The following is an 11563-nucleotide window of genomic DNA, read 5'->3' as shown; positions in this document are numbered from 1 at the left end:
GCAAATGCGTTATCTGATCGCCGAAACCAACTGGACCATGATGACTCTGGCCGCCGAGCTCGCCGCGAACGGCACGCTTATGACGCGCACCGACCGGATCGAAGACATCGCTCATTTCATGAAACATGGCGAGGCTGATCTTTTGATCCTTGCCGCCGATCAGGTGGGAACGGCGGCGCTTTCCCTGGCCACGCTGCGCCGACAGTCAAACGACATGCCCATCGCCCTGGTCGCAGATAAACCACGGGCAGAGCAGATCACCGCGTGGCTGGAGGCCGGCGCAGACTGCGTAATCGACGCCACCCGCCCGCCGGAAGAGGCGGTGGTCACCCTGCAGGCGGTGGCACGACGCTCCCTGGGTTTGTCTGTGCCGCAAATCCAACATGGTCCGCTGCGCGTCGACCTGCTGACCCGAAAAGCCTACCTCATGGGCTGCCCGCTGAAGCTCTCTCCGAAGCTGTATGAACTGCTGGAATACATCACGTTGCGCCCGGGCCAGCTTATCACCCGTGCCGAGCTTTTGTCCCACATCTACGGGTTGGAGAATGAGCCAGATGCCCGCGTCTTCGACGTCTACATCTGCAACCTGCGGTCATGCTTGCAGGCGTCGTCCGGGGCCGTGGACATCGAGACCGTGCGCGGCGCTGGTTTCCGCTTTTCGGCCTCCGACGCTGTGGCAGCAGAGGCTGCGTAAACCGGCAAAGCGTCTCAGTCTATAGCCACCGGCACACCCAATCCGGTGTCGCCGGGGCCGCGGACGTGAGGCCTGCAATCAGGGCTGGGGATGATCGTCTCCGCCCGCAAAGACAGCAAAACAACACTTTGCAGCTTGACCATGCTCCCAGACGGGGGCGTGGTTGAAGTCACTTAGACATAGCGGCGATTGTAGTCACATTCCGCGCCGGACCGTTCATACGAATACTGGGGCGGATCCTGGTCCTGCCGGGGTGAAAACCCTTTCTTACGCAGCGTTGTTTCCGCGTCGTGGGCCAACATACCCTCGACGTCTGGCACAATCGCGTACCCCGGTGCGATACCCTTTGATCTTTTCAGCTGGATCATGACCTCGTGGGGTTGCGTGAAAACATGGCCGGGCGGCGGGGATTGTTCGGCAACCAGCCCCTTGCCGTAAACACTGTAGACAAACCCGACAATGGCGATTTTCTGTTCACTTCCGCTGAGGATCTCCTGCGCATCTTCCATGGTGACGCCGCGCAGCTCTGGCATGTAGAATGGCAGTCGCTTGCTATCATCTACCGCAGTGCTTCCATCTTCTGCGGCAACGCTGGTCACCGCGAAGAAAGCAGCCCCCACAAAAGCCCAAAATAGTCGCTTCAACATGCCAGACTCTTTTTCAGTGTTTTTCACATCCGACCTTAGTCACACAGATGCGGGGATCAAGGATTTGATCTCCGGTCAAAACACCGCTGCCACTTCATACAAGACAGGCTCAAACGACCGGCAGAGGCTGTTGAACGTTCGGTTGGTGGCGCGCATTTCGGGGGCGCGCAGCATGGCGAGGAAATCCTCTCGCCGTCGCCATTGGCTGTAGTTGGCGATCCGCGTCTGCGCGTCGTTCACGTGCAGCGCTGCCGAGACGAAGCCCGGCTGTTTCGATATGAATTTGCCGTAGGCGTCCTCCAACGCCTCCAGCAAGTCCTGACAATTGCCGGGACTGGTCTCGAAGGTGGTGACAACGGTCTGAAGGTCGGAACTGATGGTGATATTTGGCATATCGGGCCCTCCTCTGATCCAACTTTGCACAAAATCTGCCGTGCCCAAAGCGCCCCGCTCACAATAGGATGACGAATTGGCGCTTGGAATTCCTTGACACCCTGACCCGCGATGCGGCAAAAAATCTGCAATTCACGACAACAGGCGCGGCAAACGTGTCAGAGCAGCGACCGGTCCCAAAACGGGCCAGAGACAGGACAGCACATGACCAGCACCGCCCGAATCGAGGAGTCCCTCCGCGAAACCATCATTTCGCGTCCGGATATGATCCTCGACGACAAGGACCTGATGCACGCTCTGATCGCGGCGAACGAACGCGCCATGGGCGGCAACATCGTCGACCTGCGCGGCATCGCCATGGAACGGCTCGAAGCACGGCTCGACCGGCTGGAGGACACCCATCGCTCCGTCATCGCGGCTGCCTATGAGAACCTTGCCGGGACCAACCAGATTCACCGCGCCATTCTACGGATGCTCGACCCGTTGGATTTCGAACCCTTTCTAAAGGATCTTGGCGGCGAAGTGGCCCAGATCCTGCGTGTGGACGTGATCAAACTGGTGCTGGAATCGCAGCAAAACGACAGCGAGCCGGTGATCCGCCGTTTGGGCGACGTCCTGTCGGTGGCAGAACCTGGGTTTGTGGAGACCTTTATCGCCGGCGACCGCGAGGCTCCGATCCGTCCCGTGACATTGCGTCAGATCAGCCACGGCGACGGGCGCGTCTACGGCACGCGCGCCGAATGGATCCGCTCTGAGGCTTGCCTGAAGCTCGATTTCGGGCCCGGACGCCTGCCCGGCCTGCTCGTCATGGGCGCCGAAGACCCGCACCAGTTCACGCCGCAGCAGGGCACCGACCTCTTGGCGTTCTTTGCGGGTGTCTTTGAACGTGGTATGCGCAGATGGCTAAGCTGACTGCGGACCAACACCTTTCACTCCCGGGCATTGTCATGTTTCCGCACGAAATGTGACGCCCGCGCCTCTCGGCTCCGGGATCTGACCGCTCAGAAACATCCGGTGCCACAAGCCAAAGAACAGGCGCTGCCAGCCTGAAACGTCACCATCGGGGGAAGTTGACCGCGCAGCCGCGCGAAGGATGATCCGATGACGCTCGACATTTCGCAAGCTGCCCGTCACGCGCTGGCCACATGGCTCGACCACACCCGCGCGCTCAAGGACAGGTCAGACAACACCGTGACGGCCTACCGCGCCGATGTGATGGACTTCATCTCGTTTTTGACCGCGCATCATGCGGAACCGCAAGGGCTGGCGCCATTGGCACGGGTGACGACCTCTGACATGCGGGCGTGGATGGCTCACTTACGTGGGCAGGACATCGCGCCCCGGTCCATGGCGCGCAAGTTGTCGGCGGTGAAAACCTTCTACCGTTGGCTGGCGGAACGTGAAGGCTTCGAGCCCACCGCAGTTCTTGCGACACGCTCTCCGAAATTTCAAAAGAAGCTGCCGCGCCCCCTGACCGAAGACGCCGCCCGCGCCATGATCGATACCGTTGAACTGCAAACGCAGGACAGCTGGCAAGGCGCGCGGGATGCAGCCGTGACGACGCTGCTGTACGGCTGTGGCCTGCGGATTTCAGAGGCTCTGGGGCTGAAAGGGCGCGACCTGCCGTTGACGGACAGTCTGCGCATTCTCGGCAAGGGCAAGAAGGAGCGTTTGGTGCCGGTGCTGCCCATCGCACGACGCGCCGTCGAAAGCTATCTGACGCTCTGCCCTTACTCGATGTCGCCGGATGAAGCGGTATTTCGCGGCGCACGCGGTGGCACGCTGAACGGGCGTCACATCGCCAAGGTGACAGAGCGCGCGCGGATGCAGCTGGGCCTGCCAGCCACGGCGACGCCCCATGCCATGCGGCACAGCTTTGCCACGCATCTGTTGCAGGCCGGCGGTGATTTGCGGGCGATTCAGGAACTGTTGGGCCATGCCTCCCTGTCGACAACGCAGTCTTATACCGCCGTCGACCAAGTGCATCTGATGCAGGTCTACGAGGCCTGTCACCCCAAGGCGGGTTAGCGCTTGGCACAGTTGACCACCCTTGAGGGCGGCCCCAACCTCTGACACGCTGCACAAAATTAAACATCCCAAAGGCACTGCCATGAAACTGATGCACTCCCCCGCTTCGCCCTTTGTGCGCAAGGTGATGGTTACCCTGATCGAGACTGGCCAGCTTGACGATGTTGAACGCGTTAACGTTGCAACGTCTCCGATCGCGACCGATGCAGAGCTGGCGTCGGCCAACCCAGTGGGCAAGATCCCGGCGCTGATCCGCGAAAACGGACCGACACTTTATGACAGCCGGGTGATTTGCCGCTTTCTGGATGCGCGTGCAGAGGCCGGGTTGTACCCGGAAAAACGTATTTGGGACACGCTCACACTGGAGGCGACGGCCGACGGGCTGACGGATGCTGCGGTGGCCATCGTTTACGAGGAACGCTTTCGACCGAAAGAACACGTGTCGATGGACTGGATCGAAGGACAGTGGGCCAAGGTGAGCCGTGCGCTTGATGCCTTGGAAACCCGGTGGATGAGCCACCTCAACGGGCCGCTCGACATGGGGCAGATCGCCGTGGGCTGTGGCTTGGGTTATCTCGACTTCCGCCACGACGTGCGCAGCTGGCGCACGGGTCGCGAGGGGCTAAGCGCGTGGTTCGAGAAGTTCGGGCAGCGCGAGTCGATGCTCTCCACCAAGCCCGGGTAGTCGCCAAGCGCCGCCCGTCGGGGCGGCGCAATTGTTCAGAAACTCAGCGATACACCAACGTTCAGAGCATTGGTCTTGATGTCGGTGTCGAAGCTGCCGCCATCGTCGAAGTCGCCTTCGTTCGTGGAATACGTGAACTGATATTCCCCGAAGACAGAGTAGCGGTCATTGATCGGCAGACTGGCCCCGGCTGTCAGACGCACGGCGGGACCCGTGACCTGAAACCCATAGGTGCGCGACCCGGAGTCATGCTTTGCATCCACATGCGGAAACGCAATGCCGAGACCGCCACCGACATACGGCGTCACGTTGCCCCACTGCTGATCCCACCGCTTCGCGACATTGGCAGTCAGAACGTTGTGCCCGTCCGTGAATTCCAACCGTGAGAAGCCCAGATCATCCTTGGTGTCATCGGGCGCGTAGGCCTTCGTATGGGTGTATTCCACGCCAAAGCCCAAGCCGCTTGGCTGCCACCACATGGCGCGCGCGCCATAATAAGGCGGCATTTGAAAGGATTTCCCCTTCCAGCCAACCAGCTCGTCATAAGACCCACCGCCATTCGGCAGCTCGCCCGAAATCCGGCTGTGCGGCAGGGTCTGCCAACCAGTATAGATAGACAATTCTGTCTCTGCCGCAACGGGTGCGGCCATCGCGACGGCAAGGCTCGCACCCAGAATCACACGCTTCATTCGACAAACTCCGTTCTCGTTGGGTGCCAAGTAGCTTTGCATCAAGTGCGTTTCAACCGCGACACATCCGCACGACTATCAAAGTGTGCCTTTTGTTGACTTTACCACACCAAAGGTGACGGGTAGATACGCCACTGAAATCGCGCGGGAGAGTCGGCAAGGACTCGCCCGTGCGTTTTGACGTATCTTGGCCGGAGGGCGCTTCCTCGGGCCCCGAACTAGGGAGCGAAAATCGTGTCACACGCTGACGATCATGATGCCACCCGCAGGGACTTCCTCTACTACGCCGCAGCCGGCGCCGGGGCCGTCACCACGGGCGCTGCGGTCTGGCCGCTGGTCAACCAGATGAACCCCTCTGCCGACGTACGGGCCATGTCCACCATTCGTGTGGATGTGTCCGGCGTGGCTCCGGGCACCCAGTTGACAGTCAAATGGCTGGGCAAGCCGGTGTTCATCCGCCACCGCACCGCGGAAGAGGTCGAGAAGGCCAAGCTTCAGGACGAGGAAGCCATGGGCGACCTTGTGGATCCGCTGGCACGGAACGACAACCTCGATCCGTCGGCGCTGGCCGTTGACGCAAACCGCACAATGCCGAGCCCGGAAGGGTCCGATGAACCCGCCGAGACCTGGCTGGTCCAGATGGGCGTCTGCACTCACCTCGGCTGCGTGCCGCTGGGTGATTCTGGCGATTTTGGCGGCTGGTTCTGCCCCTGCCACGGGTCGCACTACGACATGGCTGGCCGCATCCGCAAAGGTCCGGCCCCGCAAAACCTGCACATCCCGCCGACCTCATGGGTCGATGGCACCACCATCCTGCTGGGTTAAGGAGCGCATCACATGGCTGGAATCCCGCACGATCATTACGAGCCAAAGACAGGCATCGAAAAGTGGACGCATTCGCGCCTGCCCATCGTAGGCCTGCTCTATGACACGATCATGATCCCCACCCCCAAGAACCTCAACTGGATGTGGATCTGGGGCATTGTCCTGACCTTCTGCCTTGCCCTGCAGATCATCACCGGCATCGTCCTGGTGATGCACTACACACCGCATGTGGATCTGGCCTTTGCCTCGATCGAACACATCATGCGCAACGTGAACGGCGGTCACTTCATCCGCTACCTGCACATGAACGGCGCATCGCTGTTCTTTGTCGCGGTTTACCTGCACATCTTCCGTGGTCTGTATTACGGGTCGTACAAAGCCCCGCGCGAGATCACATGGATCATCGGCATGCTGATCTACCTGTGCATGATGGGCACCGCCTTCATGGGCTACGTTCTGCCCTGGGGTCAGATGTCCTTCTGGGGTGCGACCGTGATCACCGGCCTGTTCGGCGCGATCCCGGGCATCGGTGAGTCGATCCAGACATGGCTGCTGGGCGGACCTGCCGTGGACAATGCCACGCTGAACCGCTTCTTCTCGCTGCACTACCTGCTGCCCTTCGTGATTGCGGCGCTCGTTGCCGTGCACATCTGGGCCTTCCACACCACGGGCAACAATAACCCGACCGGTGTCGAAGTGCGCCGCGGCTCCAAAGCCGAAGCAGAGAAAGACACCGTTCCGTTCTGGCCCTACTACGTGATCAAGGACCTGTTCGCGCTGGTGCTGATCCTGGCGATCTTCTTTGCCATCGTCGGTTTCATGCCGAACTACCTGGGCCACCCGGACAACTACATCGAGGCAAACCCGCTTTCGACCCCGGCGCACATCGTGCCTGAATGGTACTTCCTGCCGTTCTACGCGATCCTGCGGGCCTTCACCTCCGAAGTGTGGGTTGTGCAGATCGCCTCGTTCATCACGGGCGGCATCATCGACGCGAAGTTCTTCGGCGTTCTGGCGATGTTTGGCGCGATCCTGGTCATGGCTCTGGCGCCTTGGCTGGACACATCCCGCGTGCGTTCGGGCAAATATCGCCCGATGTTCAAGTGGTGGTTCGGCCTGCTGTGCATCGACTTCATGGCCCTGATGTGGCTGGGGGCGATGCCCGCAGAGGAGCCCTACGCCTCCTTCTCGCTGATCGCATCCGCCTATTGGTTCGCGTATTTCTTGGTCATCCTGCCTCTGCTGGGTGTGTTCGAGAAGCCGCTGCCGCGTCCCGCCACCATCGAAGAGGACTTCGACGCGCACTACCCGCCGAAGACCCACGCCGCTGGCACCACCCCGGCGGAATAAGCAACAAGGATCGCAAGAGATGTTCAAGAAACTCAGCCTCGCGGCCCTTACGGCCATCGGCCTGTCCACCGGCGCATATGCCGCCGGTGGTGAGGCACACGTCGAGGACTACTCCTTCTCCTTCGAAGGACCCTTCGGCAGCTACGACCAAATGCAACTGCAACGTGGCCTGAAGATCTACACCGAGGTCTGCTCTGCCTGCCACGGTCTGCAATATGTTCCGATCCGCGACTTGTCGGCGCTTGGCTACAACGAAGACGAAGTCTTCGCCTATGCTTCGCAATTCGAAGTCTGGGATCCGGAGCTGAACGACGGCGACGGCGATTTCCGCACGGCCCTTCCCACGGACCAGTTCCCTGCGGTAACCTCGGCCAACGCACCGGACCTGTCGTTGATGGCAAAGAAGCGCGCTGGCTTCCATGGCCCCTACGGCCTTGGCATCAACCAGTTCTTCAAGGGTATGGGCGGCGCCGAATACATCGCGTCCCTGCTGCACGGCTACGAAGAAGCACCTGAATGCGCTCCTGAAGATTTCCCGGGGAGCTACAACACCGTCTTCACCGCAGGTGGTTATCCGCCCTCCTGCCTCAATGAAGAGGGTCACCACACTGTTCCGGGATCGTGGATCGGCATGGGGCAGCCCTTGTGGGGCGAAGATGTGGAATTCGACGACGGCCATTCCAACTCGCTGGAAAGCGAAGTGGAAGACGTCGCAGCTTTCCTGATGTGGACGGCCGAACCGAAGATGATGCAGCGTAAGGAAGCAGGCTTCATCGGTGTGTTCTTCCTGCTCCTCATGTCCGTTCTGCTGTACCTCGTGAACAAGCGCATCTGGGCTCCGATCAAACGCAAGGGCTGATTGCCTTCGCATAACGACAACGACAAAGCCCCGCCAATTCGGCGGGGCTTTTTGGTGTGCCGACTGTGATGTGTGGACCAGCGCCTATCCCGGCTCCCCAAGGTATTCGCGGAACGCCTTGGACGGGATCGAAAAAAACGGCTCGACTGGCACCGGCGGATGCACCAAGCCATCGGATACCAGCACAACATCTTGCGCAAAGGCACGGGCATCATTCGGGTCATGCGTCACCATGATGGTAAGCGCGCCGAGGGTCTCTGCCACCTCCCGCACGACCGTCAGCATGTCCCGCTTCAACCCCGGCCCCAGTGCGGCGAAGGGTTCGTCCAGCAACAGCACGGGCCGTGCCATCAACAAGACACGTGCCAGTGCCGCGCGACTTTGCTGACCGCCCGACAAGGTGCCAGGCTTACGCCGCGCGAGCCCCTCCAGCCCCACCCGTGCCAAGGCTCCTTCGATCCGCGGCATCTCTTCGGCTCCGGGCTTGCGCCCGTCGGGCCGCAACGCCAATCCTAGATTTCGCGCCAGATCCAGATGTGGGAAAAGATTGCTGTCCTGAAACAGGATCGACACCGGACGTGCCTGCGGCGGCACCTGTGTCAAATCGCGGTCCCCCCAAGCCAAACGCCCGGAGATCGGTGTTCGGAATCCGGCGATCACGTCGAGCAGCGTCGACTTTCCAGCGCCGGATGGACCCAGAACGGCCACGCGCCGTCCCGGTGCGATGGACAGGTCCGCATCCAGTGTTCCGCCCCCCATATCAATGCGCAACTCCTCAAGCCTCAGCAAGCCGGCCTCCCCTGTCCAACACCACAAACGCTCCGAGTGACAACGCCAGCAGCAGCAAAGCCGCACCGGCGGCGGCTTCCATCTGATACGATCCCATCAACCGATAGACCTGCAACGGCAGTGTCGCCCGATCCGGGTCAGCGAACAGGGCAATCACGCCAAGGTCCCCCATCGCAAGCGCGGCGACCAGACCAGCGGCAAACCCAAGCGGGCGGCGCAAGCGCGGCACCCAAATCAGACGCAGCCACGCCCAGCCGGTCAACCCCAGAGAGGCCCGCAGCCGCCCGTAATCCGTCTTCAACGCCTCTGCCTGTGGCGTGATGATCCGAAGCGCAAAGGGCAGGCCCATCAACGCATTGACCAATGCTGTCACCGGCAGCGCCATGGTGAACGGATTGACGAAGGGTCTCAGCATCAGGAAAAGACCGGTGCCCAACACGAGAGGCGACACAGTGATCGCGGCCAAGGCAAGCAGTTCCCCTCGCCGGTTGGCCAGCGCCACGGCCCAGATCATGCATAAAACCGTCGACGCGCCGGCCACCGCCACCGAATGCCCCGCGGCAACGATAGTGTCCACGCGTAGCAACATCAGTCCTTGCAGGCCTCTCAGGACCACAGCGCCAAGCGGCACGAGCAAAAACAAGCCCGCGAGCGCAATCCACATTCCATCCGTCCAACGCCGCCATCCCGCACCATCGCGACGAACCAACGCACGGTCACGGCCCAGACCAAACCCATCTGTCTGCGTCACTTTCAACGCCAGTATTCCCGCGCCGAGCCCAAGCGCCAATTGGATCAGACCCAGCGTGGCAGCTCGGCCAAGATCAAAGTCGAACCGCATGGCTTGGTAAATCGCCAGTTCAACGGTGGTTGCCCTTGGCCCTCCGCCCAATGTCAAAGCCACGGCAAAACTCGTCAGGCAAATCACAAAAATGACCACAAGCGCGCCCGGCGCAACGCGCAGGATCACCGGCCCGTCAATCACCCGCCACAAGGCTGCGCGGCTCAGGCCCAGCGATGTCGCAAGACGCAACCGCTCCCCAGGAACCGCTTGCCACCCGGTGAGCAGCATGCGCACTGCCAAAGGAAGGTTGAAAAAGACGTGAGCCAGCAGAACCCCGTGAAGCCCGTAAATGTCCACAAGCGGAAGACCGAGCCCCCCAAGGACGTCGTTCACCAGCCCGGCACGGCCAAACACGGCGATCAATCCCATGACGGCGACGATCACTGGCAAAATGAATGGAGCGCCCATCAGGGTTACCAACGCGGCACGACCGGGAAAGCGTTGACGCACCAGCGCGCGCGCCACCGGAACGGCCAAAGCCACGCTGAATACAGCTGACAGGAGGGCCTGCCAGACTGTAAACCGCAGCGCCAGCCAATCACCGGGCGCAAGCGCTGACAGGCCCCCCGCCCGGATCAAAACCACGGCGACGGGCCCCAGCGTCAACGCCGCCAAAGTCAGCGCGGCGGTTATTGCGAAAGGGCTGCGCGCCATGCTTCGATAGCCTCATCCCGCAGGGCCGCTGCCTCGGTTTCGTTGTAAAACAACACGCTTTCCGGCAGGTCGAGCTTTTGGAAACCCTCGGGCCAAGCACTTTGATCAAGCGCCGCCGGGATCGACCAGTTGCCCGTGGCAATCATCGACTGGAAATCCTCGCCAAGGATGAAATCCATGAAGTCCTGCGCCAGTTCCGGCTGGTCCGTTCCGGCAACTTTTGCCGCGAGTTCTACCATGAAATAGTGACCTTCGGGGAAAATAGCCGCCTTCTTGGTCTCATCCCCTTCGGCGATGATGTGATAGGCGGGTGAGGTCGTATAGGAGAGGACCATATCGGCCTCGCCGTCCGTGAACATCCCGTAGCTTTCAGACCAACCCTTTGTCACTGTGACGATTTTCGGGGCGAGCTTCGCCCACGCGGCTTGCGCTTGGTCACCGTAAACTGCCTGTACCCACAGGACCAGCGCAAGACCGGAAACCGAAGTGCGCGGATCTTGGATCACCAACCTCAGGTCGTCGTCGGCATTCAGCAAGGCATCGAAGGACGCTGGCGCTTCCATCTTCGTCGTGTCGTAGACGAAAGCAGTGTGCCCATAGTTAAACGGCAAGAATGTGGCATCGGTCCAGTCAATCGGCAACGTCAAGCTGGAGAGATCGACGCCGTGCTCCGCGAACAGCCCGCTTTCGCGCGCCTTCTTGGTCACGTCAGTGTTCAGACCGATGACCACATCAGCCTCGGTGCGATCACCTTCCAGCAGCAGGCGCGGCAGCAATTCGCCGGGTTTGAACTGTAGGTCACACTCACATTGCGCCTCGAACAGCTCTTCGATTTTTGGACCCGGCCCCCATTCGGAGGTAAAATAGTCAGGAGCGTAAACAGTCAGTACGTTTTCCTGCGCCACCGCACTGGTGGCCAGCAAAAGTCCCGCTGCAAATGTGAAGGTCTTCATGGACATCTCCAAATCTGCGGCGAAAGGGCAAGATCCGGGTGTCCCGATACCTTCCCTCCGCCGGTGTTAACCGGTTCAGGTTCAACGGGTTGATGCGATTGCGCAAATCTCAGACGGATCCTGTTCCGCCACCCCGAGGTAGGGCACAAGCTA

General features: G+C 60.9%; 13 protein-coding genes and 1 riboswitch. Of the genes, 7 read left to right on the top strand and 6 right to left on the bottom strand.

The genetic code is table 11. The features are described from left to right. Positions 1–4: 4 nt before the first annotated feature. Positions 5–694, top strand: a complete 690-nt coding sequence (locus tag J4E08_RS06860; RefSeq protein ID WP_349537840.1) for a response regulator transcription factor — start codon at positions 5–7, stop codon at positions 692–694. A 173-nt stretch (positions 695–867) separates the two neighbouring features. Here the strand turns inward: J4E08_RS06860 and J4E08_RS06855 are convergent, their stop codons facing one another. Together J4E08_RS06855 and J4E08_RS06850 are read right to left on the bottom strand one after the other, a co-directional pair. Further along, entirely contained in the window at positions 868–1368 is a 501-nt protein-coding gene (locus J4E08_RS06855) for a PASTA domain-containing protein (RefSeq protein WP_349537839.1), read from the bottom strand. 48 nt (positions 1369–1416) lie between these two features. Next, positions 1417–1734 carry an antibiotic biosynthesis monooxygenase family protein gene (locus J4E08_RS06850; protein ID WP_349537838.1) on the bottom strand — a complete coding sequence of 106 codons (318 nt, stop codon included), beginning with the start codon at positions 1732–1734 and terminating at the stop codon, positions 1417–1419. A gap of 204 nt (positions 1735–1938) precedes the next feature. Here J4E08_RS06850 and J4E08_RS06845 point away from each other — a divergent pair, with 204 nt between their 5' ends. The 3 genes from J4E08_RS06845 (at position 1939) to J4E08_RS06835 (ending at position 4447) form a co-directional block, all read left to right on the top strand. Further along, positions 1939–2646: a DUF484 family protein gene (locus tag J4E08_RS06845; RefSeq protein WP_183962795.1), complete on the top strand. Its 708-nt coding sequence runs from the start codon at positions 1939–1941 to the stop codon at positions 2644–2646. 189 nt (positions 2647–2835) lie between these two features. Beyond that, positions 2836–3762, top strand: coding sequence for a tyrosine recombinase XerC (locus tag J4E08_RS06840; RefSeq protein WP_183962794.1), 927 nt, complete (start codon positions 2836–2838; stop codon positions 3760–3762). A gap of 82 nt (positions 3763–3844) precedes the next feature. Next, positions 3845–4447 carry a glutathione S-transferase gene (locus tag J4E08_RS06835; protein WP_349537837.1) on the top strand — a complete coding sequence of 201 codons (603 nt, stop codon included), beginning with the start codon at positions 3845–3847 and terminating at the stop codon, positions 4445–4447. 35 nt (positions 4448–4482) lie between these two features. Here J4E08_RS06835 and J4E08_RS06830 read toward each other — a convergent pair whose 3' ends face one another. Next, positions 4483–5136 carry an outer membrane protein gene (locus J4E08_RS06830; RefSeq protein WP_183962791.1) on the bottom strand — a complete coding sequence of 218 codons (654 nt, stop codon included), beginning with the start codon at positions 5134–5136 and terminating at the stop codon, positions 4483–4485. Between the two features lie 234 nt (positions 5137–5370). On the opposite strand from J4E08_RS06830, the gene petA reads away from it, so the two are divergent. From petA to J4E08_RS06815, 3 genes are read left to right on the top strand one after another with little or no spacing between them, the layout of a single operon-like run. Beyond that, positions 5371–5961, top strand: a complete 591-nt coding sequence (petA, locus tag J4E08_RS06825) for a ubiquinol-cytochrome c reductase iron-sulfur subunit (protein WP_183962790.1) — start codon at positions 5371–5373, stop codon at positions 5959–5961. Positions 5962–5973: 12 nt separating this feature from the next. After that, positions 5974–7311 carry a cytochrome b gene (gene petB / locus J4E08_RS06820; protein ID WP_183962789.1) on the top strand — a complete coding sequence of 446 codons (1338 nt, stop codon included), beginning with the start codon at positions 5974–5976 and terminating at the stop codon, positions 7309–7311. Positions 7312–7330: 19 nt separating this feature from the next. Beyond that, positions 7331–8170, top strand: a complete 840-nt coding sequence (locus J4E08_RS06815) for a cytochrome c1 (protein WP_349537836.1) — start codon at positions 7331–7333, stop codon at positions 8168–8170. A gap of 84 nt (positions 8171–8254) precedes the next feature. On the opposite strand, the gene J4E08_RS06810 is transcribed toward J4E08_RS06815, so the two are convergent. The 3 genes from J4E08_RS06810 to thiB are packed head-to-tail and all read right to left on the bottom strand — an operon-like array spanning position 8255 to position 11410. Beyond that, entirely contained in the window at positions 8255–8959 is a 705-nt protein-coding gene (locus J4E08_RS06810) for a thiamine ABC transporter ATP-binding protein (RefSeq protein WP_349537835.1), read from the bottom strand. Then, positions 8946–10457 (bottom strand): thiamine/thiamine pyrophosphate ABC transporter permease ThiP, encoded by a 1512-nt coding sequence (locus J4E08_RS06805; RefSeq protein WP_349537834.1) that lies wholly within the window; start codon positions 10455–10457, stop codon positions 8946–8948. Before J4E08_RS06805 ends, J4E08_RS06810 begins: the two co-directional genes overlap by 14 nt. Then, positions 10433–11410: a thiamine ABC transporter substrate binding subunit gene (gene thiB / locus J4E08_RS06800; RefSeq protein ID WP_349537833.1), complete on the bottom strand. Its 978-nt coding sequence runs from the start codon at positions 11408–11410 to the stop codon at positions 10433–10435. The genes J4E08_RS06805 and thiB overlap by 25 nt, the downstream gene beginning before the upstream one ends. Positions 11411–11445: 35 nt before the next feature. Then, positions 11446–11556: riboswitch (TPP riboswitch) on the bottom strand. Between the last annotated feature and the right edge of the window lie 7 nt (positions 11557–11563).

The organism is Sagittula sp. NFXS13 (assembly GCF_040148795.1).
Taxonomy (GTDB): Bacteria; Pseudomonadota; Alphaproteobacteria; order Rhodobacterales; family Rhodobacteraceae; genus Sagittula; species Sagittula marina.
The sequence above is the reverse complement of the archived record's forward strand: the minus strand, read 5'-3'. Positions and strand labels throughout refer to the sequence as shown.

Coding starts and splice junctions, on each gene's coding strand:
- J4E08_RS06815 (WP_349537836.1), top strand. CDS start 7,331: ATGTTCAAGAAACTCAGCCTCGCGGCCCTTACGGCCATCGGCCTGTCC.
- J4E08_RS06830 (WP_183962791.1), bottom strand. CDS start 5,136: ATGAAGCGTGTGATTCTGGGTGCGAGCCTTGCCGTCGCGATGGCCGCA.
- J4E08_RS06835 (WP_349537837.1), top strand. CDS start 3,845: ATGAAACTGATGCACTCCCCCGCTTCGCCCTTTGTGCGCAAGGTGATG.
- J4E08_RS06840 (WP_183962794.1), top strand. CDS start 2,836: ATGACGCTCGACATTTCGCAAGCTGCCCGTCACGCGCTGGCCACATGG.
- thiB (WP_349537833.1), bottom strand. CDS start 11,410: ATGAAGACCTTCACATTTGCAGCGGGACTTTTGCTGGCCACCAGTGCG.
- J4E08_RS06805 (WP_349537834.1), bottom strand. CDS start 10,457: ATGGCGCGCAGCCCTTTCGCAATAACCGCCGCGCTGACTTTGGCGGCG.
- J4E08_RS06850 (WP_349537838.1), bottom strand. CDS start 1,734: ATGCCAAATATCACCATCAGTTCCGACCTTCAGACCGTTGTCACCACC.
- petB (WP_183962789.1), top strand. CDS start 5,974: ATGGCTGGAATCCCGCACGATCATTACGAGCCAAAGACAGGCATCGAA.
- J4E08_RS06860 (WP_349537840.1), top strand. CDS start 5: ATGCGTTATCTGATCGCCGAAACCAACTGGACCATGATGACTCTGGCC.
- J4E08_RS06845 (WP_183962795.1), top strand. CDS start 1,939: ATGACCAGCACCGCCCGAATCGAGGAGTCCCTCCGCGAAACCATCATT.